At 58.1% G+C, this 26,637-nt stretch carries 28 protein-coding genes and 1 tRNA gene; 7 read left to right on the top strand and 22 right to left on the bottom strand.

The window, feature by feature from the left end:
• Window position 1: 1 nt before the first annotated feature.
• The 4 genes from B3N48_RS00335 to trmJ form a co-directional block, all read right to left on the bottom strand.
• Complete coding sequence (locus B3N48_RS00335) at window positions 2-1,216, bottom strand: IscS subfamily cysteine desulfurase (protein WP_296178228.1); 1,215 nt, start codon at window positions 1,214-1,216, stop codon at window positions 2-4.
• A gap of 44 nt (window positions 1,217-1,260) precedes the next feature.
• Complete coding sequence (iscR, locus tag B3N48_RS00330; protein WP_296178226.1) at window positions 1,261-1,752, bottom strand: Fe-S cluster assembly transcriptional regulator IscR; 492 nt, start codon at window positions 1,750-1,752, stop codon at window positions 1,261-1,263.
• 170 nt (window positions 1,753-1,922) lie between these two features.
• Complete coding sequence (gene cysE / locus B3N48_RS00325) at window positions 1,923-2,711, bottom strand: serine O-acetyltransferase (protein ID WP_296178224.1); 789 nt, start codon at window positions 2,709-2,711, stop codon at window positions 1,923-1,925.
• Entirely contained in the window at window positions 2,711-3,484 is a 774-nt protein-coding gene (trmJ, locus tag B3N48_RS00320; protein WP_296178221.1) for a tRNA (cytosine(32)/uridine(32)-2'-O)-methyltransferase TrmJ, read from the bottom strand. Before trmJ ends, cysE begins: the two co-directional genes overlap by 1 nt.
• A gap of 237 nt (window positions 3,485-3,721) precedes the next feature.
• Here trmJ and suhB point away from each other — a divergent pair, with 237 nt between their 5' ends.
• Window positions 3,722-4,537, top strand: coding sequence for an inositol-phosphate phosphatase (suhB, locus tag B3N48_RS00315; RefSeq protein ID WP_296178216.1), 816 nt, complete (start codon window positions 3,722-3,724; stop codon window positions 4,535-4,537).
• 115 nt (window positions 4,538-4,652) lie between these two features.
• Here the strand turns inward: suhB and B3N48_RS00310 are convergent, their stop codons facing one another.
• Complete coding sequence (locus tag B3N48_RS00310) at window positions 4,653-5,585, bottom strand: LysR family transcriptional regulator (protein ID WP_296178214.1); 933 nt, start codon at window positions 5,583-5,585, stop codon at window positions 4,653-4,655.
• A 132-nt stretch (window positions 5,586-5,717) separates the two neighbouring features.
• Here B3N48_RS00310 and B3N48_RS00305 point away from each other — a divergent pair, with 132 nt between their 5' ends.
• The gene (locus tag B3N48_RS00305; protein ID WP_296178212.1) at window positions 5,718-6,938 is read left to right on the top strand and encodes a cation:dicarboxylate symporter family transporter; all 1,221 of its coding nucleotides are present in this window, start codon (window positions 5,718-5,720) and stop codon (window positions 6,936-6,938) included.
• Window positions 6,939-7,297: 359 nt separating this feature from the next.
• Here B3N48_RS00305 and B3N48_RS00300 read toward each other — a convergent pair whose 3' ends face one another.
• From B3N48_RS00300 to queA, 8 genes are all read right to left on the bottom strand, one after another.
• Window positions 7,298-8,896, bottom strand: a complete 1,599-nt coding sequence (locus B3N48_RS00300; RefSeq protein ID WP_296178209.1) for an argininosuccinate lyase — start codon at window positions 8,894-8,896, stop codon at window positions 7,298-7,300.
• Between the two features lie 65 nt (window positions 8,897-8,961).
• Window positions 8,962-10,206: an OprD family porin gene (locus tag B3N48_RS00295; RefSeq protein WP_296178207.1), complete on the bottom strand. Its 1,245-nt coding sequence runs from the start codon at window positions 10,204-10,206 to the stop codon at window positions 8,962-8,964.
• Between the two features lie 232 nt (window positions 10,207-10,438).
• The gene (locus tag B3N48_RS00290; RefSeq protein ID WP_296178204.1) at window positions 10,439-10,987 is read right to left on the bottom strand and encodes a glycine zipper 2TM domain-containing protein; all 549 of its coding nucleotides are present in this window, start codon (window positions 10,985-10,987) and stop codon (window positions 10,439-10,441) included.
• 118 nt (window positions 10,988-11,105) lie between these two features.
• Entirely contained in the window at window positions 11,106-12,017 is a 912-nt protein-coding gene (secF, locus tag B3N48_RS00285) for a protein translocase subunit SecF (RefSeq protein WP_296178202.1), read from the bottom strand.
• A gap of 9 nt (window positions 12,018-12,026) precedes the next feature.
• Window positions 12,027-13,895 (bottom strand): protein translocase subunit SecD, encoded by a 1,869-nt coding sequence (gene secD / locus B3N48_RS00280; protein ID WP_296178199.1) that lies wholly within the window; start codon window positions 13,893-13,895, stop codon window positions 12,027-12,029.
• 62 nt (window positions 13,896-13,957) lie between these two features.
• Window positions 13,958-14,296 (bottom strand): preprotein translocase subunit YajC, encoded by a 339-nt coding sequence (yajC, locus tag B3N48_RS00275; RefSeq protein ID WP_296178196.1) that lies wholly within the window; start codon window positions 14,294-14,296, stop codon window positions 13,958-13,960.
• A 56-nt stretch (window positions 14,297-14,352) separates the two neighbouring features.
• On the bottom strand, window positions 14,353-15,468 hold the full coding sequence (gene tgt / locus B3N48_RS00270; RefSeq protein ID WP_296178811.1) for a tRNA guanosine(34) transglycosylase Tgt: 1,116 nt from the start codon (window positions 15,466-15,468) through the stop codon (window positions 14,353-14,355).
• Between the two features lie 14 nt (window positions 15,469-15,482).
• Window positions 15,483-16,547, bottom strand: coding sequence for a tRNA preQ1(34) S-adenosylmethionine ribosyltransferase-isomerase QueA (gene queA, locus B3N48_RS00265; protein ID WP_296178193.1), 1,065 nt, complete (start codon window positions 16,545-16,547; stop codon window positions 15,483-15,485).
• Window positions 16,548-16,655: 108 nt separating this feature from the next.
• Between queA and B3N48_RS00260 the strand changes: the two genes are divergently transcribed.
• A tRNA-Leu gene (locus B3N48_RS00260) sits at window positions 16,656-16,740 on the top strand.
• Between the two features lie 148 nt (window positions 16,741-16,888).
• On the opposite strand, the gene B3N48_RS00255 is transcribed toward B3N48_RS00260, so the two are convergent.
• The 4 genes from B3N48_RS00255 to B3N48_RS00240 form a co-directional block, all read right to left on the bottom strand.
• Window positions 16,889-17,278, bottom strand: a complete 390-nt coding sequence (locus tag B3N48_RS00255) for a hypothetical protein (RefSeq protein ID WP_296178190.1) — start codon at window positions 17,276-17,278, stop codon at window positions 16,889-16,891.
• 6 nt (window positions 17,279-17,284) lie between these two features.
• Complete coding sequence (locus tag B3N48_RS00250) at window positions 17,285-17,620, bottom strand: RNase A-like domain-containing protein (protein ID WP_296178810.1); 336 nt, start codon at window positions 17,618-17,620, stop codon at window positions 17,285-17,287.
• A gap of 6 nt (window positions 17,621-17,626) precedes the next feature.
• Window positions 17,627-18,127, bottom strand: coding sequence for a hypothetical protein (locus B3N48_RS00245; RefSeq protein ID WP_296178188.1), 501 nt, complete (start codon window positions 18,125-18,127; stop codon window positions 17,627-17,629).
• Window positions 18,128-18,518: 391 nt separating this feature from the next.
• A complete protein-coding gene (locus tag B3N48_RS00240; protein ID WP_296178185.1) occupies window positions 18,519-19,262 on the bottom strand; it encodes an SDR family oxidoreductase in 744 nt (247 codons plus the stop codon).
• Between the two features lie 131 nt (window positions 19,263-19,393).
• On the opposite strand from B3N48_RS00240, the gene B3N48_RS00235 reads away from it, so the two are divergent.
• From B3N48_RS00235 to B3N48_RS00220, 4 genes are all read left to right on the top strand, one after another.
• Window positions 19,394-20,305, top strand: a complete 912-nt coding sequence (locus B3N48_RS00235; protein ID WP_296178181.1) for a LysR family transcriptional regulator — start codon at window positions 19,394-19,396, stop codon at window positions 20,303-20,305.
• Between the two features lie 112 nt (window positions 20,306-20,417).
• The gene (locus B3N48_RS00230; RefSeq protein ID WP_296178179.1) at window positions 20,418-21,008 is read left to right on the top strand and encodes a DedA family protein; all 591 of its coding nucleotides are present in this window, start codon (window positions 20,418-20,420) and stop codon (window positions 21,006-21,008) included.
• A 71-nt stretch (window positions 21,009-21,079) separates the two neighbouring features.
• Window positions 21,080-21,865, top strand: a complete 786-nt coding sequence (locus B3N48_RS00225) for a transporter substrate-binding domain-containing protein (protein ID WP_296178176.1) — start codon at window positions 21,080-21,082, stop codon at window positions 21,863-21,865.
• 87 nt (window positions 21,866-21,952) lie between these two features.
• The gene (locus B3N48_RS00220) at window positions 21,953-22,930 is read left to right on the top strand and encodes an ATPase (protein WP_296178173.1); all 978 of its coding nucleotides are present in this window, start codon (window positions 21,953-21,955) and stop codon (window positions 22,928-22,930) included.
• Between the two features lie 33 nt (window positions 22,931-22,963).
• Here the strand turns inward: B3N48_RS00220 and B3N48_RS00215 are convergent, their stop codons facing one another.
• The 5 genes from B3N48_RS00215 to B3N48_RS00195 all read right to left on the bottom strand — a co-directional run bounded on the left by B3N48_RS00215 (window position 22,964) and on the right by B3N48_RS00195 (window position 26,635).
• A complete protein-coding gene (locus B3N48_RS00215; protein ID WP_296178171.1) occupies window positions 22,964-23,587 on the bottom strand; it encodes a CatB-related O-acetyltransferase in 624 nt (207 codons plus the stop codon).
• A 38-nt stretch (window positions 23,588-23,625) separates the two neighbouring features.
• Window positions 23,626-24,528 (bottom strand): glycosyltransferase family 2 protein, encoded by a 903-nt coding sequence (locus B3N48_RS00210; protein WP_296178170.1) that lies wholly within the window; start codon window positions 24,526-24,528, stop codon window positions 23,626-23,628.
• Window positions 24,529-24,774: 246 nt separating this feature from the next.
• Entirely contained in the window at window positions 24,775-25,665 is an 891-nt protein-coding gene (gene cyoE / locus B3N48_RS00205; RefSeq protein ID WP_296178167.1) for a heme o synthase, read from the bottom strand.
• Window positions 25,666-25,675: 10 nt separating this feature from the next.
• Window positions 25,676-26,008, bottom strand: coding sequence for a cytochrome o ubiquinol oxidase subunit IV (cyoD, locus tag B3N48_RS00200; protein ID WP_296178165.1), 333 nt, complete (start codon window positions 26,006-26,008; stop codon window positions 25,676-25,678).
• On the bottom strand, window positions 26,009-26,635 hold the full coding sequence (locus tag B3N48_RS00195) for a cytochrome o ubiquinol oxidase subunit III (protein WP_296178162.1): 627 nt from the start codon (window positions 26,633-26,635) through the stop codon (window positions 26,009-26,011). It abuts the gene before it with no gap.
• Window positions 26,636-26,637: the final 2 nt, after the last annotated feature.

Below are 26,637 nucleotides of genomic sequence, written 5' to 3'. Positions count from 1 at the left end.
ATTAGTGTGCGGCCCACTCGATTTTCGAGATGTCGACGCCGTCTTTGAACATGTCCCACAGTGGCGACAGAGCGCGCAGCTTGGTGACGGCTTCGCAGACTTTCTGCGCGGCCCAGTCGATCTCTTCTTCGGTGGTGAAGCGGCCGAAGGTGAAACGGATCGAACTGTGTGCCAATTCGTCGTTGCGGCCCAGCGCGCGCAGCACGTAGGAAGGCTCAAGCGACGCCGAGGTGCAGGCAGAACCGGACGATACGGCCAGATCCTTGAGTGCCATGATCAGCGACTCGCCTTCGACGTAGTTGAAGCTCAGGTTCAGGTTGTGCGGTACACGCGCCGTCAGGCTGCCGTTGACGTACAGCTCTTCGAGATGTTCGACCTGCTTGTAGAAGCGATCGCTGAGCGCCTTGAGGCGAACGTTCTCAGCGGTCATCTCTTCCTTGGCGATACGGAACGCTTCGCCCATGCCGACAATCTGGTGAGTGGCCAAGGTGCCAGAACGCATGCCGCGCTCGTGCCCGCCGCCGTGCATGGTCGCTTCGATACGGACGCGGGGTTTGCGGCTGACGTACAGCGCGCCGATGCCTTTAGGGCCGTAGGTCTTGTGCGCCGAGAAGGACATCATGTCGACTTTCAGCTTGGACAGGTCGATCTCGACTTTGCCCGTGGACTGAGCGGCGTCGACATGGAACAGCACGCCGCGCGAACGGGTCAGTTCGCCAATCGCAGCGATGTCGTTGACGGTGCCGATTTCGTTATTGACGTGCATGATCGAGACCAGAATGGTGTCATCGCGCAACACCGCTTCGATCATGGAAGGCGTGATCAGACCGTCTTCGGTTGGATCCAGGTAAGTGACTTCGAAACCCTCGCGCTCCAGTTGGCGCATGGTGTCGAGGACAGCCTTGTGTTCGATCTTGCTGGTAATCAGGTGCTTGCCCTTGGTCGCATAGAAATGCGCCGCGCCCTTGATCGCCAGGTTGTCTGACTCGGTCGCACCGGAGGTCCAGACGATTTCGCGAGGGTCAGCGTGAACCAGATCAGCGACCTGACGACGTGCATTCTCGACCGCCTCTTCAGCTTTCCAGCCAAAGACGTGAGAGCGCGAAGCCGGGTTACCGAAGTTGCCATCCACCAGCAAGCAATCGCTCATTTTCTGCGCAACACGCGGGTCGACCGGAGTCGTCGCGGAATAATCGAGGTAAATCGGCAATCTCATTGAATATCTCCTATCAGGCAGGCGCGCCGCGCGTTCATCTGCGTTCACTCAACGGCGGATGTTTCAATCTTGTCCAGAAACTGCGTCTTGGTATTGCAACGACGAAGATCCTGGCGTTGGGCGACTTCCTGCACTTCACGGCGAGTGACGAGGTCAGCCAGGCTGATACCGCTTAGAAATTCGTGAATCTGCTGGCTGAGGTCGCACCACAGATGGTGGGTCAGACAGGTATCGCCAGCGTGGCAATCACCGAGCCCCTGGCAGCGCGTCGCGTCGACCGATTCGTTGACCGCGTCGATCACCTGCGCCACCTGGATGCCCTGCATGTTGCGTGACAGCTGGTAGCCGCCACCGGGCCCACGCACGCTCGACACCAGATTGCCGCGGCGCAGCTTGGCGAACAGTTGCTCGAGGTAGGAAAGGGAAATCCCTTGCCGCTCGGAGATATCGGCCAGAGACACTGGCCCATGCTGCGCGTGCAACGCCAGATCGAGCATGGCAGTGACGGCGTATCGGCCCTTTGTAGTCAGTCGCATGACGTGTACCGCGGAGGTTCGGAATGAGAGCGAGTATGCTATTTCCGAGTATTTAAGTCAACTATAAGACCTAGCAAAGCAGTCGGGATTACCCCTGATGAGCGGGCGGCATAATAGCAAGAACGGCGGCCAAATGGCATGTTGCAACGACCCTGTTCAAACCGTTTGCGTCATATGCCTTGGCCGACCTTTGTCTCGTTGCGCTCTTCGATGCAATCGAACACGTCCTTGCGCAGCTCCGGGAGCGCTTGCTCGCGGTATTCACAGCCGAGGCTCTTGAGCGCCTTGCCCATGTCTTCCATACGCAAATCGACCGCTTGCAAATGGTCCAGCAGTTGCCCGATGGCTTTGGCGACAGGGTCAGGCATGTCTTCGCCGACCCCGTAGGCGTCGAAGCCGATCTTTTCGGCCATGGCCTTGCGCTTGGCGTGGGTCTCGTCTTCGTCAGCCTTGACGATGATGCGCCCCGGAATCCCCACCACCGTCGCCCCCGCCGGAACCGGCTTGGTGACCACGGCGTTGGAACCCACCTTGGCGCCCGCGCCGACCGTGAACGGCCCCAGCACTTTGGCGCCTGCTCCCACCACCACGCCAGATTCTAGCGTCGGGTGGCGTTTGCCTTTGTTCCAACTGGTACCGCCCAGCGTCACGCCTTGATAGAGCGTCACGTCATCGCCGATTTCCGCAGTCTCGCCAATGACGATGCCCATGCCATGGTCGATGAAGAAGCGCCGTCCGACTTTGGCCCCGGGGTGTATTTCGATCCCGGTCAACCAGCGACCGAAGTTCGAGACCATCCGTGCAGGCCATTCCAAATCCCTGCTCCACAGCCAGCCGGACAACCGGTGCAGCCAGATCGCGTGCATCCCGGGGTAGCAGGTCAGGACTTCGAACGCGTTACGGGCTGCAGGGTCACGGTGAAACACGCTTTGAATGTCTTCTCGCAAACGCTCGAACATCACTGATCCTTCCGCTTATAGGGCTCACCGTTGGCCGTTTTCTGGGTTTCGGTGAGGATGCCACGCAAAATGTTCATTTCAGAGCGGCTGACGGCGGAACGGCCGTAAAGCCGACGCAGCCGTGCCATCAAATGACGCGGCTTCTCCGGATCGAGAAAGCCAATATTCACCAGCGTCGCCTGCAGGTGCTCATAGAATTTCTCCATCTCATCCATGGTCGCCAGCTCGCTGCTGCGCACGGACGTGACTTCGACCTTTTCGATCTTGCTCGCCTGACCGTCCGCTGCCAGCCACGCCATGCGCGCTTCGTAGGCCAGCACCTGAACCGCTGCAGCCAGATTGAGCGAGCTGAATTCGGGGTCGGAGGGGATGTGCACGTGGTAATGACAGCGTTGCAACTCTTCATTGGTGAGGCCGGCATATTCACGGCCGAACACCAACGCGATTTCTTCCCCCTGAGCCGCATGATCAACGGCCTTCACGCCCGCTTCGCGCGGATCCAGCAATGGCCAGGGGATGCGACGATCCCGCGCGCTGGTGCCCATCACCAGATTGCAGCCGACCAGTGCATCCTCCAGGGTCGCGACGACCTGGGCGCTTTCCAGGATGTCGCTGGCCCCCGAAGCGCGGGCGTCGGCTTCGTGATGAGGAAACTGCGCAGGATCGACCAGCACCAGACGCGAAAGCCCCATGTTCTTCATGGCACGCGCCGCGCCACCGATATTCCCCGGATGACTGGTTCCGACCAGAACGACACGAATGTTTTGCAGCACTGGGGCAGTCTCGCTAGCGGCTGGAAAGGGGGACGAATCTTACAGAAGCGCCCGGCTCAAGGCTATGAACCCTTGCGCCAAAGCTTCTACATACACCCTAAAACCGGTGCGGACCAGCGCGCATCCATCGTTCATGAGACGACCGGACGCAGGGTAAAGCGAGTGTTCGCGCTGGAAATCGGCGCCAAGACCCCCTAGAATGCCCGGCTCTCTTTAACGACCTAGGTGATTACATCCATGCAGCCCATGCTGAATATCGCGCTGCGCGCCGCCCGCAGCGCCAGCGAATTGATTTTCCGCTCCATCGAGCGCCTGGACACCATCAAGGTCGACGAAAAAGACGCGAAAGACTACGTAACCGAAATCGATCGCGCTGCTGAAAAAACCATCATTGACGCGCTGCTCAAGGCCTACCCGACTCACGGCATCCTTGGGGAAGAGACCGGCCTTAAAGAAGGCAGCGGCGAGGGCGCGGATTACCTGTGGGTCATCGACCCGCTGGACGGGACCACTAACTTCGTCCGCGGCGTGCCGCATTTCGCGGTCAGCATCGCCTGCAAATACCGTGGCCGTCTGGAACATGCCGTGGTTCTGGACCCGGTTCGTCAGGAAGAATTCACCGCCAGCCGTGGTCGCGGCGCTCAGCTGAACGGCCGTCGTTTGCGCGTCAGCCCTCGCAAGAGCCTGGACGGTGCCCTGCTTGGCACCGGTTTCCCGTTCCGCGAGAACCAACTGGATAACCTCGAAAACTACCTGAACATGTTCCGTTCGCTGGTCGGCCAGACCGCAGGCATCCGCCGTGCTGGCGCAGCGAGCCTGGACCTGGCCTACGTGGCTGCCGGTCGTTTCGACGCGTTCTGGGAGTCGGGTCTGTCCGAATGGGACATGGCCGCGGGCGCTTTGCTCATTCAAGAAGCCGGCGGGCTGGTCAGCGACTTCAACGGGGGTCACGACTTCCTCGAAAAAGGCCACATCGTGGCAGGCAACACCAAATGCTTCAAAGCCGTGCTGACCTCGATCGCGCCGTTCGTGCCAACGTCGCTCAAGCGCTAAGCGGCATTGCTGCAAAAAAACCGGCCAGGCGCCGGTTTTTTTATGCCTGGTTTTTCGAAACCTGCACGCTCCGTGTGGGGCCGCCTGAATCCCCCACCCGAAGTCGCGTAAGGCATCACTGTTTAGTGATTCGCCTGCCGCTCAACTCGCGGGACAAGTCGATGAAGTTCCGCAACGGCGGCAGCTGGTTGAAAGTGCGGCAGACCAACGTGATCGGCGCATGAAGCCGAGGCCGGGCGTCGATGATGGGGCAGTACACGACACTCTCCTTGTGCACATCTTTCATCGACGCGGGCACGATGGAAATCCCCGCACCCGCGGCCACCAGACTGACGTTGGTCAGCATCCGCTCGACCTCGAAGGCGATTTTCGGGTTAAAACCAGCGCATTGACAGGCCTTGATCAAATTGGCGTACATTCCTGGCGCCCCCGGACGGCGAACCAGAATGAAGGGCTCGTCGGCCAAATCGTTGAGCGAGATGCAAGGCGCTCCGTTGCTCAAGTCGTGCCCTGCCAGCAGACGATGCCCCACCGGCAGGGTCAGCAGCATTTCTTCGTTGAGCAGGCGATGAAATTCGATGCTCTGATGCTGCCCTACCGGCGCCCGCAAGATGCCGACATCGACGCTGCCCTCAATGGCCGCTTCGGTCAATTGCTGAGCACTGCCCTCTTTCAACACAACGGCGACACCCGGAAAGCGCTCGCGGTAGGCACGAATGATCCGCGGGATCAGCGGATGAGCCGCAGCCGAGCTGGTGAACCCTACCCCGAGTTGTCCTTCGATGCCGTGGGCTGCGCGCGACGCTTTGAGCGACCCCTCTTTGACCCGCGCGAGAATCTCCTGCGCTTCCTGTAGGAAAACTTGCCCGCCCGCCGTCAAATCCACCCCCTTGGGATGGCGCTTGAACAGCTCGAAACCCAGCTCCTCTTCGAGCGCCCGAATCTGCTGACTCAACGGCGGTTGCTGCATGTTCAACCGAGCCGCAGCGCGCGTGAAATGTCGCTCTTCGGCCACCATGACGAAATAACGCAGATGTCGAAGCTCCATGGTGGTCTATCCCGCAACGAGGTTTTATGATTGCCGCCCGGTCAACGCGACAGTGGCCGGCAAGCGTGCCCAATCGCCAAGGTGCTGACAAGGCGCGCTCATGACAATAAAGACAAACCTCTCGGAACGCCGATGCCGACCAGGCTTTTGAGCAGTGCCACGCTGCAACTTCTTTTGGCCATCCTGTGTGGCGTGCTGCTGGGCGTCTTCGATCCCAAGCTGGCGATTGAGATGAAACCGTTGAGTGACGGCTTCATCAGGGTAATTGGCTGGATCATGCCCTTCATGATGTTTCTGCTGATTGCCTCTGGCGTGGCGGGGCTGGAAGTCAGGCAGCGCGGATTGACCTGCAAGGTGTGGGTCTATTTTCAGGGGATGGCGGTGCTGTCGCTTTCCATCGGTTGCCTGGTCGCGGAACTGACTCACCCCGGCGGGGGCGGCACGCTGAGCAACTCGAACGCTTCCCTGTATCTCGGGCATATTCCCGCAGCGACATCAGGATTTTCCTGGTCCGCCGTCGGTTCCATCCTGTTTCGCGCGCTCACTCAAAACCCGATTTTGCAGGTCATGCTGGCTGGCCTAGTGTTTGGGTTTGTGATGATGCGCGCCAAAGGGCATCGCCAGGCAGACCGCTTGCACGTGTTGCTGGAAAAGCTGGTGGAGCTGCTGTTCAAAGGCTTGAGGCTGATTCTGCGTTTCGCGCCCCTCGCCGCGTTCGGCGCCATTGCATTTACCCTCGGCAAATTCGGTCCCGCGTCAGCGCTGCCCTTGCTGAAGTTCGTCGCGGTGATGTACGTGGCCAGTGGCGCTTTTGTTGTATTGGTGCTGATACCGGTGGCGCATCTGTCCGGCGTGTCGCTCTGGTCGCTGGTGAAACACGTCAAAGACGAGCTGCTGCTGGTCACCTTCACCGGTTCTTCGGTCGCGGCCCTGCCCGGGCTGATCGAGAAAATGCAGACTCTGGGATGCGATCGACAACTCACCCGACTGGTGTTGACCACGGGTTACACCTTCAACCTGAGCGGCTCGAATATCTACTTGATCGTGGCGGTGCTGTTCCTGGCGCAGATTTCCGGGATCGAACTTACGGGGTCGGATCTGCTGACGTTGCTGCTGATTTCGCTGGTGACGTCGTTGGGTTCGACCAGTATGGCGGGCTCGGCATTTTTTACGTTGATCGCCACACTCAATCTGTTGCACATCGTGCCGATGGAGGGCGTGGGGTTGCTGCTGGGGGTAGAGCGCCTGATGAAATGCCGGGTGCTGACCAACGTACTGGGCAACTGCGTGGCGTGTCTGGCCATTGCGCGTTGGCAGAATGCGTTTGCGTTTGAGACGGTCCGTAAGGTTTAGGGCTACATTCCGTTTTAACGATCGGGACGGGTGAGGCTAGCGGGGCTTGGATACTCGATCTGACGGTTAAGACCGAGTCGTCTGGTTTTGCTGCCGCTGCGCGCCAGATCGCTGCCGTCGTGCCTCCGGCGTCTCCTACGGGTGTTGCGCAGGGCTGATGATGAGTGACGAGGGTTGTTGATGCTGGCGAAGGGCTTGGATACTCGATCTGACTGTTAAGACCGAGTCGTCAGGTTTTGCTGCCGCTACGCGCCAGATCGCTGCCGTCGTGCCTCCGGCGCCTCCTACATGAATATGGCTGACGGACTTTGATGTTGGATGGCCGTGAGAGCGAGACGGCTCTCACGGCTTTTTCGGCATCAGCCTTTCGAGGACAGCAGTTTCTCGAACGCTCGGTCCAGATTGCCTTCCGCCTGGGTCAGCTTTTCCCGGCGCTCGCGCAGCCAGGTCTGGTCCGCTTCGAGGTTTTTGTGCGCCTCGGCCAGCATGCGTTTGACCTCTTCCGGCTGCGGACCACCGGTGCCTTTACGGGTCCTGACCATGTTCTCCGGCGACAGCGAAGCGCGGAAGGTGGCCTCATCCAGCGGCAGGGTGTTCGGCTTCCACTGATACTTGTCGGCGGCCTTGGTATAGAGCTTCTGGGCGTCGGCGTACGGGAAGGTTTTCGGTGTCAGCCCTTGATCGCGTGCTTGTTCGACGATGAGCGACGCGAAGCTGTGGCCAATGCGGAATGGCACTTTTTGCGTCCGTTCCAAGGTGTCGGCGAGTTCCATGGACGTGGTCCATTCATTCTCCAACTCATCCCGCGCACGCTGAGGGTTGACCTGCAAGGCGTCGAGCACGGCATCCATCGCGCCGAACATGTCTTTGGTCGATTCGAAGACGCCCAGCGAATCGAACGCAAATTTGTAATCGGTCATGCCGGTGGTGACGTTATGGGCGCGCAACGTCACAGCTTGCGCCAAGCCTACAACATCAGACGCCGTTTCCCGCGCACGCATCAGCAGACCCGGATTGCGCTTCTGCGGCATGGCGCTGCTGGTGTAAGTCTTTTCCTCGTCCAACAACAGCCAAGGTCGAATCTGGTGGTATTGGGTATGGATGTCGCCAATCAATGCGCCGACGCGAATCGCCGAAGACGATGCGATGTTGGCCGCTTCGATCGGGATGTCGTAGGTGGAGACCTGGCTGGAATCCAGGGAGTTTTCACGCACGCCGTCAAAACCCAGCAGCTCAGCCATCCGCTCGCGATTCAGCGGATACGCCGAGTTGGCCAGCACCGCAGTGCCCATCGGGCTTTGGTTCAAGCGCTGATACAGCTCACGAATCCGCTGGCCGTCACGGTCGAACGCCGCTTCGTACGCCAACAGGTAATGCGCGTAAGTGATCGGCATCGCTTGCACGCCGTTGGTGTAGGCGGGAATCAAGGTGTCGATGTTCTTATCCGCGAGGTCCAGCAGGCGCTTGCGGGTTGCATTCATGGCTTCGCTGTACGCGAGCACATCGGAGCGCAGCTTGGCGAGGCGATAGGTCGCGAGCATGTCTTGACGACTGCGACCAGAGTGGATCAGCGAGGCCTCGGGACCGATCTTGTCGGTCATGATTTCTTCAAGCTGAAGCACATCGCTTGGCCGCTTGCCATTGGGCTGATCAGCTTGATCGATGGCGTAACGCACGCCCGTGGCGATCTTCTGACCCATCTCGGGTTTGACGATGCCTTCTTCAGTGAGCATGACGATCGAGGCTTTATTGATCCGGTTCAGCCAGGAAAACTGGCTCTCGGTCTTACTGCCTTTGGTCTTTGACTTATCAACCGTCGCGCCGATTTTCGCTGCCTGGGCCGCGCACTCTTCCGTGGTCTTGCACGGCAAGTCAGCGGTGTTCGCGGCGTACGCGCCATAGCTGTTGAACAGCGCGAAGGCCACGGCGAGGTGAATGAGGGTCTTTCTTGTGGGCATTTCAGGCTCCAATGCGGCAATGGCCGGGGTGAGCGTTGTCGGGATGTTGCTGAGTACGTGGCGACTCAGAGCAGCGGCAGCGTGTAGCTGACGATGACGCGGTTCTGGTCGATGTCGTTGCCGCCGTTGCTGCGGTAGCTGCCATTACGCCATTTCAGTTCGAGGTTCTTCAGCACGCCGCTCTGAAACACATACGCGATGTCGGTATTGCGCTCCCACTCGGTGCCTTCTTTGTTACCGCGAGCGAAATTGTCGCCTTTGAGATAGCGCGTCATGAACGTCAAACCCGGCACGCCAACGGTGGCGAAATCGTAGTCGTACCGTGCCTGCCACGAGCGCTCCTCTGGACTGGCGAAATCTGCCGAGATCATCACGTAGTTGACGAGGAAAGAGTCAGTCCCGGCCAAGTGGGGAAAACCGGTATCGCCACTCATTTTTTGATAGGCCACCCCAAAACCGTGACCGCTGACGTTGTAGGTAAAACGCGCGCCCAGTGCAGTGTTGTCGACGTTGGTATTGCCATCCTTCAGCGAGCGCGCATAACGCAGGTCACTCTTGATCGACTGGGAATCGCCCAGCGGAAAACTGTGCAGCAGCGTAACGATGTGTTGCTTGTAGTTATTCTCGAGGCCGCCGTAGTTGTAAGACGTGGTCAGCCCTTTGGTCCAGTTGTAGCTGGCACTGGCGAAGTCGAACTTGTCACTGGGCCGGCCGCCCTTGATACCCTTGCCATCGACTTCAATGTCTTCGTGGCCGCTGTCGTTACGTTCGGTGTTGCTGGTCAGACGACCGACATTGACGGTCATGTCGGTGATGTCCTTGGAGGTGACTTGCGCACCGCGGAATGTCTGCGGTAACAGGCGCCCATCGTTGGGAACCACGGTTGGCAGCTTGGGGATCAACGTCCCGACCCGAAGCACGCTCTTCGAAATGCGTGCCTTGGCCGTAACGCCCGAACGGCCGTAATCATCGGGGGCTTTGTCATCCCCGACCGGCAACAGTCCGGTGTTGCGGCGGTCAGGCCCGGAATCGAGTTTCAAACCGAACAGGCCCATGGCATCAACGCCAAAGCCCACCGGCCCCTCCGTGAACCCCGATTCAACATTGAGGATAAGGCCTTGAGCCCATTCATCGCGCTTGGATTGGCTCGCGCCGTCCTGGCGGAAATCGCTGTTGAAATAGAAGTTGCGAAATTCGAGTTCGGCTTTGCTGTCTTCGAAGAAATCAGCTTCGGCGAAACCTGGGAACGCCAGACTCAATCCAAAGGCGGCAGCTGACGTGAGACCTAGAGATACAGGGCTTTTTTGCATTTTTATTCCCGCATGGCATAGCTGGTTTTTATTAGAGTTGTTCAGGTGAGCCGAGAGAGACGGAAGGCACTCGATCACGTCAGCAGCTTACGGGGCGGGGATTGCGATTAAAAATATATAGTTACTACCTACTCAAGACTTTATAGATATGAACTTTCTTGTAGTAGCGTGCAGGACAGGCAAAAAAAAACGCCCCTTCGAGAGGGGCGTTTTTTCTGGAGTACATCAAGCGTTACTGCTGACCCGCCTGACTCAATTCCAACTGACCTTCTTTGTTGACCGGAATCTGGCTGCCGGGATCACGGTCCATACGCACCTGGCCGACTTTGTCGTTCAGTTTGTATTTCACGTTATAGCCAACGACTTTGTCGCTGATGTCATTGACCGTATTGCAACGGGTTTCGGTGGTGGTGTAGGTGTCGCGGTTCTGCATGCCTTCCTGAACCTTATTACCGGCGTAGCCACCACCGACGGCGCCTGCAACCGTCGCGATTTTCTTGCCGTTACCGCCACCAACCTGGTTGCCGAGCAACCCGCCAGCCACTGCACCGATGACGCTACCCACGATTTGATGCTGGTCCTTGACCGGCGCGCGGTGGGTGACCGCGACATCCTTGCACACTTCGCGGGGCGTCTTGATCTGTTCTTTGACAGGCTCGACGGCGAGTACATCGGCGTACTCAGGACCGTTGTTTTTAACGAGGCTGTAGGTGGCCAAAGCACCACCGGCAGTCACACCGACAGCACCCAATACTGCACCAACGAGCAACGACTTGTTCACGTGAACCTCCTGACCCTATTCAGCGCGATTGCTCACGCCACTCCCAGCCTTGGAGCACGAAAAAAGGCGCGAGTTCACACTCGCGCCTTTCAACAGGATGACCGGTCAGAACAAAACGTCAGGGACGATCGTCGACCTTCTCTGCAGTCACCGGCGGCAGCAGGTCTTCTGAACGCAGATTCAGCCAGATCAGCACCACGTTGGCGATGTAGATCGAAGAATAAGTCCCCGCCAGAACGCCGATGAACAGGGCCACCGAGAATCCGTGCAGGCTGTCGCCGCCAAAGATCCAGAGTGCGACGATCGCCAACAGGGTAGAGATCGACGTCGCCATGGTCCGCAGCAGGGTTTGTGTGGTCGAGATGTTGATGTTCTCGATCAGCGAGGCCTTGCGTAGCAGACGGAAGTTCTCACGCACCCGGTCGAACACGACGATGGTGTCGTTGAGCGAGTAACCGATAATCGCCAGCACGGCAGCGAGAACGGTCAGGTCGAACGTGACCTGGAAGAACGACAGGATACCCATCGTCACCACGACGTCGTGAATCAGCGAAACGATGGCGCCGACCGCAAACTTCCACTGGAATCGGAAGGCCAGATAAATCAGAACGCCGCCAAGGGCCAGCAACATGCCGATGCCGCCCTGGTCGCGCAGTTCCTCACCCACCTGTGGGCCGACGAACTCAACGCGCTTGACCGTGACCGGGTTATCAGCGCCCGTTTTACGCAGCGCTTCGGCCACTTGGGTACCCAATTGCGGGTCTTCACCCGGCATGCGCACCAGCAGGTCGGTGGTCGCACCAAAGCTCTGCACGATGGCCTCGTGATACCCCGAAGCGACCAGTTCTTCGCGCACCTTGCCCAGATCGGCCGGATGCTCGTAAGTCAGCTCGATCAGCGTACCGCCGGTGAAGTCCAGACCGAAGTTGAGTCCTTTATGAAACCAGCTGAACAACGCCAGAATCGTCAGGAGCATGGTGATGCCGAACGCGATGTTGCGAACGCCCATGAAGTTGATCGTACGTTTCATGTCAGCCCCTTAAATCCACAGCTTCTTGACGTCACGCCCGCCATAAATCAGGTTGACCATTGCGCGGGTCACCATGATGGCTGTGAACATCGAGGTAAAGATCCCGAGGGACATGGTCACGGCGAAACCTTTGACCGGCCCTGTGCCCATGGCATAGAGAATGCCGCCGACCAGAAGCGATGTCAGGTTGGCGTCGAGAATCGCGGTGTAAGCGCGGTCGAAACCTTCGTTGATCGCTCGCTGCACGCTCATGCCGTTGGCCAGCTCCTCACGAATCCGCGAGAAGATCAACACGTTGGCGTCCACCGCCATGCCCATGGTCAACACGATACCGGCGATGCCCGGCAGGGTCAGCGTTGCACCCAGCAGCGACATCAGCGCCAGCAGCATGACCATGTTGAAAGCCAGCGCTACAGTCGCAATCAGACCGAAGAATCGGTAGATGGCGAGAATGAAGAGCGATACGAAGAGCATGCCCCATAAGGAAGCGTCGATACCCTTGGTGATGTTGTCGGCACCCAGGCTCGGGCCAATGGTGCGCTCTTCAGCGAAGTACATCGGCGCAGCCAGACCACCGGCACGCAGCAGCAGCGCGAGTTCAGACGACTCACCCTGGCCGTTCAAACCGGTAATGCGGAACTGGCTACCCAGCGGCGACTGAATGGTCGCCAGGCTGATGATTTTCTTGTCTTCCTTGAAGGTCTGAACCGGCACGTCTTTCTCGACGCCGTCTACGACCTGCTTAGTGTAGGTGGTCTGCGGACGCTGCTCGATGAAGATCACCGCCATGCTGCGTCCGACGTTCGCGCGGGTAGCACGGCTCATCAGATCGCCACCATGCCCGTCCAACTTGATGTTCACCTGCGGACGACCGTGTTCATCGAAGCCTGCCTTGGCGTCGGTCACCTGGTCACCGGTGATGATCAGACCACGCTCGACCGCGGCGGCAGGACGACCGCCTTCGCGGAACTCGAACATTTCGGTGGTGGCCTTGGTGTCATCCGGGCCTGCGCCCAGACGGAACTCAAGGTTGGCGGTTTTGCCAAGAATACGTTTGGCTTCGGCAGTGTCCTGCACGCCTGGCAGTTCGACCACGATGCGGTTGGCACCCTGACGCTGAACCAGTGGCTCGGCCACACCCAGCTCGTTGACGCGGTTACGGACCGTGGTCAAGTTCTGCTTGATGGAGTATTCGCGGATCTCGGCGACCTTGGCCTGGGTCATGGCCAGACGCAGGATTGGCATCTCGCCACGATCAGTCGTAGTGATGTCGAAATCGCTGTAATCCTTGCGGATCAGGGCACGGGCCTGTTCGCGGGAGTCAGTGTCACTGAAGCCCAGCTGAATGGCGTTGCCGTCCTGCGGCAGACTGCGATAGCGCAGTTTCTCCTTACGCAGCAGGCTCTTCACTTCGCCTTCGTAGACATTCAGGCGGGCATTGAGGGCCTTGTCCATATCGACTTCGAGCAGGAAGTGCACACCACCGGACAGGTCGAGGCCCAGTTTCATCGGCGTAGCGCCAATGTTGCGCAGCCACTTCGGCGTGGTTTGTGCCAGGTTCAACGCGACGACGTAGTCGTCGCCCAGCGCCTTGCGCGCGACATCCTTGGCCGGCAGCTGGTCTTCCTGTTTGGTCAGACGCAACAAACCGCCCTTGCCATTCTCGGCAAGAGACGCGCCCTTGACCGCGATGCCAGCATCGGTAAGCGCCTTGCTTACGCGATCCAGATCAGCCTGATTGACCTGCAGCGCAGTGCTCGCGCCGCTGACCTGAATGGCCGGGTCGTCAGGGTAGAGATTGGGTGCGGAATAAATAAAGCCGATCGCCAGCACTGCCAGGATCAGGATGTATTTCCACAGAGGGTATTTGTTCAACATCACGCCGCCTGCTTATAACGCGGGGCGCCTTGCGCGCCCCGTCGATTGGTAAAAGACTGGAATCAGATGGCTTTCAGAGTGCCTTTAGGCAGGGTGGCAGCGATGGCGCCCTTCTGGATTTTCAGCTCTACGGTGTCGGACACTTCGATCACAACGAAGTCGTCGGTCACTTTGTTGATCTTGCCCGCGATACCGCCGGAAGTGACGACTTCATCGCCCTTCTGCAAGTTGCCCAGCAGGTTCTTCTGCTCTTTGGCGCGCTTGGCCTGTGGGCGCCAGATCATCAGATAAAAGATGACCAGAAAGCCAACCAGGAAGATCCACTCGAAGCCCGAACCCGCTGGACCCGCGGCAGCAGGCGCGCCCGCGTCAGCCATGGCGTTGGAAATGAAAAAGCTCATTAAACACTCCAGTTGCATATTTTTAATAATAGGAAGCGGTAAGACCGGCTGTCATTTCAGTCCAGCGGCGGCGTCGCAAGCCCGCGTTTGGCATAGAAGGTGTCGACAAAGGCGGCCAATGTACCTTGTTGAATAGCCTCGCGCAAACCAGCCATCAGCAGCTGGTAATGCCGCAAATTGTGGATCGTATTGAGCATGCTCCCCAGCATTTCGCCGCACTTGTCCAAGTGATGCAGATAAGCGCGGGAGAAGTTCTGGCAGGTGTAGCAATCGCAAGTCGGATCCAGCGGCGAATCATCGTGGCGATGAAACGCGTTACGAATCTTCAGCACACCGGTGTCGATGAACAGATGACCGTTGCGAGCATTGCGCGTCGGCATGACGCAGTCGAACATGTCGACTCCGCGACGCACACCTTCAACCAGGTCCTCCGGCTTGCCTACACCCATAAGGTAACGAGGTTTTTCAGCCGGCATACGCCCTGGCAGGTAGTCCAGCACCTTGATCATTTCGTGCTTGGGCTCGCCCACCGACAGACCGCCAATGGCCAGACCGTCGAAATCCAGCTCGTTCAAGCCTTCGAGCGAGCGCATACGCAGGTTTTCATGCATGCCGCCCTGGACGATGCCGAACAACGCGGCCGTATTATCGCCGTGGGCGATCTTCGAACGCTTGGCCCAACGCAGCGATAACTCCATCGATGTGCGCGCAACGTCTTCATCGGCCGGGTATGGCGTGCACTCGTCAAAAATCATCACGATGTCAGAGCCCAGGTCGCGCTGGACCTGCATTGACTCTTCCGGGCCCATGAACACTTTGGCGCCATCCACGGGCGAGGCGAAAGTCACACCTTCTTCCTTGATCTTGCGCATGGCGCCGAGGCTGAAGACCTGGAAGCCGCCGGAGTCGGTCAGAATCGGCCCTTTCCACTGCATGAAATCGTGCAGGTCGCCGTGGCCCTTGATCACTTCAGTGCCAGGCCGCAACCACAGGTGAAACGTGTTGCCGAGGATGATCTGCGCACCCGTGGCTTCGATATCCCGAGGCAACATGCCCTTGACCGTGCCATAGGTGCCCACCGGCATGAACGCCGGAGTCTCGACCACGCCACGGGGAAAGGTCAGGCGACCACGACGAGCCTTGCCGTCGGTGGCCAGCAGCTCGAAAGACATACGACAGGTGCGACTCATGCTTGATCCTCTGAGGCCGATGCCTTGGGAGCCGTCGGCGCGGGATTGCGGGTGATGAACATGGCATCCCCGTAACTGAAGAAGCGGTAACCGTCTTCCACCGCCGCCGCGTAGGCCGCCATGGTTTCCGGGTAACCGGCGAAGGCCGAAACCAGCATTAGCAACGTGGATTCAGGCAAATGGAAATTGGTGACCAGGGCATCGACGACATGAAACGGCCGCCCCGGATAAATGAAGATGTCGGTGTCGCCGCTGAACGGCTTGAGCACGCCATCGCGAGCCGCGCTTTCCAGCGAACGCACGCTCGTCGTACCGACTGCGATCACCCGACCGCTTCGAGCGCGGCACGCGGCGACGGCATCGACCACGTCCTGCGAGACCTCCAGCCACTCATGATGCATGTGGTGATCTTCGATCCGCTCCACACGCACCGGCTGAAACGTCCCCGCCCCCACGTGCAATGTCACGAATGCTGTCTCGACGCCCTTCTCGGCAATCGCGTCCATCATCGCCTGGTCGAAGTGCAGCCCCGCCGTCGGCGCCGCCACCGCTCCTGCTCGCTGCGCGTAAACGGTCTGATAACGTTCGCGGTCAGCGTCCTCGTCCGGACGATCTATATAAGGAGGCAACGGCATGTGCCCGACACGCTCCAGCAGCGGCAGCACCGGTTCGGCGAAACGCAGCTCGAACAACGCATCGTGACGCGCCACCATCTCGGCCTCGCCACCGCCATCGATCAGGATCGACGACCCCGCTTTCGGCGATTTGCTCGAGCGTACATGAGCCAACACGCAGTGCTGGTCCAGCACCCGCTCGACCAGAATTTCGAGCTTGCCGCCCGACGCTTTCTGCCCGAACAACCGCGCAGGAATCACCCGGGTGTTGTTGAAAACCATGAGATCGCCAGGACGCAAATGCTCCAGCAAATCAGCGAATTGGCGATGAGCCAGTGCGCCGCTCGGCCCGTCGAGGGTCAGCAAACGGCTGCCACGCCGCTCGGCCAAAGGATGGCGAGCGATCAAGGCATCAGGGAGTTCGAAGGTAAAGTCGGCGACACGCATGATGGGGTTCGTCTAGCAGGGCCGGGAAGTTTAGCCGAAAACCTGAAAATTGACTACGAAACATGATTGACCAACGGTAGGCACGTCTCTATACTTCGCCGCCATTGAGCCCTGATGGCGGAATTGGTAGACGCGGCGGATTCAAAATCCGTTTTCGAAAGGAGTGGGAGTTCGAGTCTCCCTCGGGGCACCAAACAGCAAGACCTTCAAGGGGTTACGTGACTTGAAGAAAAAGAAACCGGCCATGTTTGAGCCGGTTTTTTTGTGGGCGAAAATCGATCAAGGCCTAATGACGGGTCTTGATCTTTCTCCGGTTTCTCAGCCCGCCCGCTGTACGCTGTTCACTTCTGTAGGGTCGGAGCTTTTCGTTTCATCCATCGCCAGATGTCATCCGTGACAGAACGACCTTCCTCAGATACCCGTTTTCTGATCATCGAGAGCACTTTCAGCAACAGCACAGTCTCGTCGCAACCGAATCGCTCCAAGGCAAACAGCAAGTCGTACCAAGAAAGCATCTCGTAAACCGAACCATCACCCGCCTCGTCTTTCTTGATAAATGACACGATATCCCGCTCTAGCGAGCGGATCGCGAGGCACGATTTTTTCTCCATCCAACAGTCAACCACCTCGTCGAGACTCTGGATCGCAGTGCGTTGAGCTTCAGGCAAATACTCCTGAACGCCATCACTCAGCGCTCGCATGAAATCAATAAGCTGCATATAGCCACGCATAGCGCCTCACAACACGGGATACGCCGTCACAATGAAGGCTGGCATATGGTTGAACTCCGTAAACTCGACAACGATGACGACATTTTTCATCCCGACAGGGATATCAGGCGCTGCGCGGGTAACTCCCCACCCTACGTCTTCTGTGAAGCTCATTTTCAATGTTAGGCGGTTATTTCTCCTTAATAAGTTGAGCTTCGAGTAGCCTAGAATTTTGTACCTATGCGTTTGCAGTACCCTACTTACTACCCATTCAGCTGTCTCCAGATTACTAAATGTAGACATAGCATTTGCATTTTTCTTCCGCTTCAGCCTTTTCTGAAGCGCCTCTACATCTTTGCCTATATGAAGCTACTTTGTATGTCCGCCTAAACCTTGCCTAGGCGCATTTGGAAACTTCTCACTCACCGCAATTGTCATCTTCCCGGCCCGTACGGAAGAGACCCTGAATGCGTTGTACAAAGATGCAGTGGACAGGGGCACAGCGAATTCAGTTGCCAATCCGACAACGCGAGCAGTGGTCCGAGATGCGCCAATCCCCCCGGCGGTGGATGCGCCTATCTTGAATGCGAAGGAGTCGGTTGCCTTTCCGGTGACAAGTTGATGCATGCCTGCGGATGCTTGATCCGAACCATGCACGCCCATGGCAACGCAACCTATTTTGGTGAAAAAGGGCTCGGGGGCAGCGCAGAGCACTCGTGATCCTGCCAACTCGACGATGCCGCCGACGAGTCGCAGACTGCCAAATATTCGATTAAAGCTTATCTCGGTTTCAGAAAGCGACTCGTGCTCTAAAATGGCTGCCATTTGGGCATAGCTTAAAACGACGCGAAACTTTTCATCATCTGGCATAACGCTTCCCTGTAAGAACAATCTACTCCGAATGGACTGGTGGAGCAGGGGTGGCTGGACCCCGAGAAGCTAACGAGGAAAAGTTTTGGTAACAACTGGACATCTACCGCAAATCGGCTTTTCATCCTCCCCTTACATAATTTGATGATTAATCCTACAAAACACCGCGATGCATTTCGCTCGACCGGCCCAAGGATTGAACTTCGGCATGAATAGATTCACAGAACAGATTGTGGAATTTCCTGCAAGCAAAGAGCTTGGATGGCCGACGAAGTTAAGTCGGCCATCCGGCCTCTCGCAAACGAACTCGCTCCCACTGATGTAATGCAAACGACTCAAGTTTTCGAGTATTGCTGGCTTGAAACGCTTTGCAGGCAACACTCGTTTCCAGTCAGAAATCCTGCGCAGTCGGCCGCAGCACAATCTCGTTAATGTCCACATCCCCCGGCTGTTCAATCGCGAAGGCAATCGCGCGTGCCACGGATTCTGCCGGGATCGCCATTTTGTAGAACTCGTTCACGACGTCAGCGCTCGGCTGGTGGCCGCTGCCCAGTTTCAATTCGGAATCCACGGCACCGGGCTCGATGGTGGTGGTGCGGATTTTGCCGCCGACTTCGTGCCGCAGGCCGTCGGAGATGGCGCGGACGGCGTATTTGGTGCCGCTGTAGACCGAGCCGCCCGGGCTGAAGACTTTGATGCCGGCGACCGACGAGATGTTGATGAAGTGGCCAAAGCCCTGGGCTTCGAACTTCGGCAATGCGGCGGCGATACCGTAGAGGACGCCTTTGACGTTGATGTCGATCATGCGGTCCCATTCATCAACACGCAGTTCGGAAATCGGCGCGATGGCCATGAAGCCTGCGTTGTTGACGATGACGTCGATTTTGCCGAAATCCTGAACCGCGTGGGCGACGAGGGCTTCGAGATCTGCACGGCGGGTGACGTCGACGGTGTAGGCCGATGCCTCGCCGCCTGCGGCTTTAATCTCTTGGACGATGACGTCCATCCGCTCTTGACGACGCGCGCCGAGGACGACTTTGGCGCCGAGTTTGGCCAGATGGCGGGCGGTGGATTCGCCCAGGCCGCTGCTTGCACCGGTGATAACGACGACTTTGCCTTGGATGCCATTGCTCATAACGAGTCTCCTGCACTTGCATGGTGGGTAGTGGTTGAGCGCAAGTTTGCAGTAGCGTTTCGATCCAGAAAATGGAAGAGTTTGGCTTTTAGAATTCCACTTTGTGGAACAGTGTCTGGAGAGGTCGATCAGTGCTCAACCGCATGGAAATGCTTCGGGTGTTTTTGGTCGCCGTTGAGGCGCCGAGTTTTCGGGAGGCGGCGCAGCGGCTGGGCACATCGCCACAGAAGGTCACGCGGGCAGTGAAAGAACTGGAGCGGATGTTTGCCGAGCCGCTGTTTCATCGCAGCACGCGGCAGGCGCATGTCACGGCGTTCGGCACGCAGATCGCGCAACAGGCGAAGGAGACGCTGGACCGATTCGATAATCTGTTCGTCGAGCATTCGAAAACGCAGCAGACAACCGTCGCCGGGCGAGTAGGCATTACCGCGCCCCATGCCATCGGCAAGTTGTATCTAGCGCGGTTCCTCAAGCCGTTGATGCAGGAAAACCCGGGACTCCAGATCGACTTGAGTCTGGATGACGAATTGACCGATGCGGTGGCGTCGCGAATTGATATCGGCATCCGGGTCGGCGTTGTCAAGGACCGACGCTACATCGCGCGCGCCGTGGGTGACGTGCCGTTAAAAGTCGTCGCAGCCCCGACGCTCATCGCCGAAACAGACATCCCCACCAGTCTCGAAGCGCTAAAGGCCATGCCGCTGTCGATGCTGATTGATCGCAAGAATGGACGACCATGGCCATGGTTTTTTGCCGGTGGCCAGACTTACCTTGCGCCCTCTTCCGCGTTCAGTTGCGACGACCCGGAAACGGAATTGGAATTCGTCCTCGCGGGCCTCGCGTATGCCCAGATGCCGCACTACCTGGCCGAGCCCTGGCTCAGCGAAGGGCGGCTTGTCGAAGTGTTGGATGAAATCGCGCCGCCACCCATCGATCTGATGATTTACCGTACGCAGTCAGGCCCTGTCCCGCCGCGTGTCAGATTGGTCTACGACCACTTGATGAAGTGTCTTTCAGATCCGGGTCAATTCCCCCAGGGATAAAGCTTGGCGGGGTACGACACGATAGAACTGTTGCTCGACCCTTTAGTCGAACGGCATGCCTTCCGCTGGATGCCCCTGCGGTCATTAATCGTTTTCGAGGCCGCCCGATCTCATGTTCGAACACATCGACATCAACTATCTGCTCGCCAATTACGGTTATTGGGCGGTATTCATTGGCTGCCTGCTCGAAGGTGAAACGATCCTGATTCTTGGGGGGCTGGCGGCTCATCAAACGTCGCTACGGTTGATTGACGTGATCGCCGTCGCGACCCTCGGCGGTATGTTGGGTGACCAGATTCTGTTCTGGACCGGGCGCTATTTCGGCCCTCGCATCATGCCCAAGCTGCATCGCCAGCAAGCAGCCATCGACCGGGTGTCCGCGTTGATCGAGCGCTACCCCACGGCGTCGATTTTCTCGGTGCGTTTTCTCTACGGCATGCGTCTGGTGGGGCCGCTGGTGATCGGCGCAAGTCGCCTGTCGCCCATTCGTTTTTCCCTGGTCAATCTGCTGGGTGCTGCGGTCTGGGCCACACTGTTCGTCATGGGCGGCTACTGGGCGGGGGAAGCGTTGGAGCATTTCCTCGGCAATCTGAAGCCCTACCGCCTGCCGATCCTGATGGGTGTGGTTGTGATCGCGGCTGGCGTGGCGTGGTATCGGCATCAACGCGCAAAAAAACGGGCGCAAGGACCTCAAGCTAAATGAGCCGAGGCTTCCTTTCTCGCGCCCATGCTTTTATAACGAGACGCGAATGATAAAGCCTCGGGATAAACGCAATGAACACACGCACCGCAGCCACTCTGCTCATGACCCTGCTCACCATCACACACGCTCAGGCCGCCGAGCAGACATCGCATCTGGACGCAATCCAGCAGAAAGGCGAGTTGGCAGTCTGCACCACCGGCGATTACAAGCCGTACACCTTTCTCAAGTCTGACGGCCAGTACGAAGGCATTGATATTGAGTTGGCCCAGTCCCTTGCACAAAGCCTGGGCGTGAAGGTGCAGTGGGTGCCGACGACGTGGAAATACCTGATGACAGACTTCACGGCGGGCAAGTGCGATGTGGCAGTCGGCGGGATTTCGGTGACACTCGAGCGGCAGAAAAAAGCGTTTTTCAGCGACACGCTGGACGTCGATGGCAAGGTGCCGCTGGTCCGTTGCGAGGACGAGGCGAAGTACCAGACCCTCGACCAGATCAATCAGCCACACGTACGCCTGATCGAGCCTCAAGGCGGGACCAACGAGGCGTTTGCCCATGCATTCCTACCGAAGGCTTCGCTGGCATTCCACGACAACACCACCATCTTTCAGCAGCTGCTCGATGGCAAAGCTGACGTAATGATCACTGATGCGTCTGAGGCGCTCTATCAACAGAAGCGCATCCCAGGGCTGTGCACCGTCAATCCGTCACGCTATATGCAATACGGCGAGAAGGCGTATTTGCTGCCTCGCGACGACGTTAGCTGGAAGGCCTACGTTGATCAGTGGCTGCATTTGGCCAAAGCCACCGGCGCGTATCAGAAAGTCGTGGCGCAATGGCTGGCGGTGCCTGCCCCCTAGTCCCACGTCGCGTCATTTCAATTGCTCGTCGTCTGGCAATTCAGCATCATGCCGGGAGATCACTTCGGCGAAGGACCGGCCGCATTCATGAAGACCAGCAAGAGCATCACCCGCGCGTTTTGTGTCGAGCTGCAGCAGGAGCTGTCGATCGTGGCGGCGCGGCGCGAGTATTTTTCCCAGGAGCCACCTCGGGCGCGGTTCAACTTTCTGTGTTCGACTGAAGCCTGCCGGGCGCAGGGTGTGAAAATCACGGGCGTGCGTTACGACGTGAGGCCGCAGGAGAATCCGACGTTCGTCGCGGCACATTTCAGGGCCAATCCCAACTACGAGCATCATGCCGATTGTGAGTGGGTCGACGAGTCCGAGGCTGACGCAGACAACCCCAGCGCCTCGGAGACGTTGGCAGAAACCACACTGCGCAAGGTCAAGCGCAAGCTCGACGACTACATCGATGTGTTCGATCCTGCACCGAAAGAGCGGGCAAAATCCGACGCCTCGACGGCGAAGTCTGACAAGACACCTGATCATCAGCCGACAGCCTCCACGCCCGCCCCCGACGCGGTAAACAGCAAAGAGCCGAGGGAAACCCGCACCCACAATCTGGAGCGGCTGGTGGACAGCTTCCGTCAGGCGCAGGCGCAGCTCACCAAAGAGGAGTTCGCGCTGCTGACCTTACGGATTCCAGGTCAGGGCGAGGTCTCGCTGCGCGCGTACTTTCGCCACATCAAATTCGCCCAACTGGGTGACGAACGACGCGTGTTGTACGGCGGCGGGCTGGTGGAGCGTTATGGCACGGGGTTCAAATTCAAATTCTTCGACCGGTTACAGGGCAGGCTCGCAACGCTGTACGTCTCGCCCGCGCAGATGAAGGCGTATCGGTCCAGCCGCTACATCAGCGAGCTGTTGAGTCACGCTGACGAGGTGCGATTTTTTACCGTGTTTGCGCTGGGGACGCTGAAGGCCAGCCCGTCGGGCAAGAGCGTGAGCGTGGAGATCGATGACCTGCGGCATCTGGCAATCGTGCTGGGGCCGCCAAAGGCCGTGGACGGCATCGAGCCTACGTAACCCTGATCCCCATAGCGGCCCCGCTACGTGGCGTCAGGCGGGTTTGCGGGTCCGAAGGTAATCCAGAAAAGCGTCCAGATCCGCGCCGGACAGCATCCGCGCGACCGACTTCACCTCCTCCATCGGCCAATCCCACCAGGCGGCGTGCAGGAGTTGGTCACGAATGCTTTCTTCAAAACGCCAGCGAATGAACTTGCAAGGGTTACCACCTACCACGGCAAAGGGTGGCACGTCGCGGGCTACCACTGCGCCCGCTGCGACGATGGCGCCATGGCCGATGGTCACGCCGGACAGAATGGTCGCGCCGGCGCAGATCCAGCAGTCGCTGCCGATGACCACATCGCCTTTGCTCGGCGCGTAATCCTTGATGTCTTCCAAGCCGCTCATCATGGCCGGGAATGGGTAGGTGGTCAGCCAGTCCGTGCGATGCTCACCGCCCAACAGAATCTTCACCCCCGCGGCGATGGAGCTGTATGAGCCGATGCGCAGGATCGTGTCATCGCCGAACTCGAACACTTCAGGAATGCCGTAGGTCCCCGTGCCCACTTCGTAGTGCGGATAACGCAGCCGGATTTTTTCCGCGGCGCGTTGGAGCTTGTCCAGGCTGCGCAGGTGTTTTCGGGTCTTGCGGGTCTTGAGCAGTTCGAGGAATTTCATGCGGGGTCCGTGAACGAGAGCAGGCGCGAGGTAGCGGGTCAGCTGCTCTGGCGGTGCAGCAACAGGCGCTTGAAGCGGCGAAAAGTGGTTTTGTTGAATTGCCGAAGCGGAATCGAGCGCAACAGGCTCCAGGCGTACTTTTTGTCGCTCACCACGGCGTATTTCAGCGCTTTGTTGATGATCGCCGTGAAGCCGCGATTGTAGGCCGGATGCGCGCGATAAGGGGCGATGGTGCGCATGTCGGCGTCGAGCAGCACTTTGTAGCGACGCGACAGGTTGTTCGGGTGACGGCGATAGCGCGTAACGTTTACCGGCAGTACATGCACCTCATAGCCTTTGCTGGCGATTTTGAGGGTCATCTGGAAATCCTGGACGCGAATCTCAGGGTCATAGAAATCCACGACCCTTAACGCTTCCATGCGATACAGCGAAACCGGCGCGCCCACCACGACGGCATCGCCGAGGATTTCATCAAAGCTGAGCTTCTTGATGCCCGACAGCTTTTGCATCTTGGTGTCGTTGCCATCCGAATCCATGTAGATGATCAGCGCGCCCACGCAGCCAACCTCGGGATGCTGATTCAGGTAATCGGCGCGCAAGCGCACGGATGACGGCAGCATGATGTCGTCGAGGTCAGGCGTGCACACGTACTCGCCGCGCGCGTGCTTGAGCCCATGGTTAAGCGCGGCACTAACGCCCTGGTTAGCCTGGCGATAGAGCTGAAAGTCGTATTGGCTTTGCAACGCCTGCAGCATGGCAACGCTGTTATCGCTCGAACCGTCATCCACGATGATGACTTCGAAGTTCTGGTAATCCTGAGCGAAGATGCTGGCAATGGCGGCGTCCAGATACTTTTCTGCGTTGTAGCAGGGCGCAATGATCGATACCAAAGGCATCGAGTCATGGTTGGGCCGGATTTCTGGAATGATTTGGTCAGTCATAATTCTGTTTGTTATGTCTCTACGACTGGATCGAAGGCATTTCGCTACGATCCTTGTACAAAACAGCCACATGATGCGGCAAAGCGATGGCTTTTGTCATGGCTGAATAGCCCTTGAGTACGCAAAAACCGGATTCTTCCCACTCATGCCGGTAACCAATCCGCATTGAAGCTTTCGGATAACTCAATAAAAAACCCCGTTGTTCCTGAGAACAACGGGGTCTTTTTTCAACTGCACTCAGGCAGGTCAAGGAGCCGCGTATGTAATCAGCAGTTCCTTAGTTACCTGAAAATCCAGCGACATGGCCACGCTCAGAGCAGTGATCGTGAAGATGGAGAACACGAACAGCTTACGTGCCCATACGGTGTCGTCCTTGGCTTTGTAGCCCGTCCAGGCCATGTACAACCAGTACATGCCCATGGCCGCTGCGACTGCCAGATAATTGAGCCCGGCGTAGCCGCCGAACGTCAGCATCAGGGTCGCCAGCAGGAACGCCAGGATGTAGATCAGGATGTGCCGCTTGGCGACCCGAATGCCACGTTTGACCGGCAAAACCGGAATCGAGGCAGCCAGGTAGTCATTGAAACGGAAGATCGCGATCGCATACGAATGAGGCATTTGCCACAAGCTGAACATGACCAACAGGGTCAGCGCAGCCAGGTCGAAGCTGTTGCTGACGGCCACATAGCCAATCACAGGCGGCATTGCCCCGGAAAGGCTGCCGACCAGTGTGCCGTGAACCGATTTGCGTTTCAGGTACAGGCTGTAGAAGCCGACATAAATCACGAACCCGATAACGGCAAACAGTGCCGCCAGCGCGTTGGCCTTGAAATACAGCAGGCCGACGCCGACAACCCCCAGAACCGTGGCATAGACCAGGGCCAGTCTTAGCGAGACGAGCCCTTGTACGAGCACACGATTACGGGTGCGTTCCATCTTCTGGTCGATGTCGCGGTCGATGCAGTTGTTGAAGACACAACCGGATGCAACGACTAGCGACGTACCAATCATTGCAACGAGGAACAGGCCGAAATCGACATGCCCCTTGGATGCGAGAAAAAAGCCACCAGCCACCGAAAGCACGTTACCGAAAATGATCCCCGGTTTGGTGATTTGGATAAAGTGCTTCAGTGACATCAGGTTTTCCTCACTTCGCCATCATGAAGGTGTGAATGCTGAACATGATCCAGACACTCAAACCTACCAGCAGCAAGATCACCAACGTCGCGAACGCAAACGCGATCACGTTGTTGCGCTGGGCTGCGGAACGGTCCAGGTGCAGGAAGTACACCAGGTGAACCAGGACCTGCACGACCGCGAAAATCAGCACAATCCACAGGGTGGCGACTTTCGAGAGGGTCGGGAACATCACCAGACCGAATGGAACCGCGGTCAGGATGATCGACAGGACGAAACCGACCATGTACGACTTGAAGCTGCCGTGGCTGGCGTCGTCATGAGAATGTGGTGAGTTAGCCATTTAAAGGGTCCCCATCAGATAGACAACGGTGAACACGCAGATCCAGACCACGTCCAGGAAGTGCCAGAACAGACTGAGCATGCTCAAGCGGGTCTGGTTGGTGGACGTCAGGCCGTGCTTGCTGACCTGGTACATCATGATTGCCATCCAGATCAGACCGCTGGTCACGTGCACACCGTGGGTACCGACCAGCGTGAAGAACGCCGACAGGAAACCGCTGCGGTTAGGGCCGTAGCCTTCTTCGATCAGCAGGTGGAACTCGTTGACTTCCATGCCGATGAAGCCCAGGCCGAACAGGAAGGTGATGAACAACCAGCCCAGTACGCCCGCCTTGTTGCCTTTGTGCATCGCCAGCATGGCGAAGCCGTAGGTGATCGAGCTGAGCAACAGGCAGGCGGTTTCGCCGAGCACGTAAGGCAGTTCGAAGATGTCGTGGCCCGAAGGACCGCCGGCAACATTGTTCACCAGCACTGCATAGATTGCGAAGATCGACGCAAACAAGATGCAGTCGGTCATCAGGTAGATCCAGAAGCCGTAGATCTTCATCTCGCCGGCATCGTGATGATCATGGGCGTGGTCATGATCGTGATCGTGACCTTTCGCCCCTTCAAATACTAAGTTCGACATTG

Origin of the sequence: Pseudomonas sp. UBA1879 (genome assembly GCF_002338065.1) — a bacterium.
Classification (GTDB): Bacteria; Pseudomonadota; Gammaproteobacteria; order Pseudomonadales; family Pseudomonadaceae; genus Aquipseudomonas.
The sequence above is the reverse complement of the archived record's forward strand: the minus strand, read 5'-3'. Positions and strand labels throughout refer to the sequence as shown.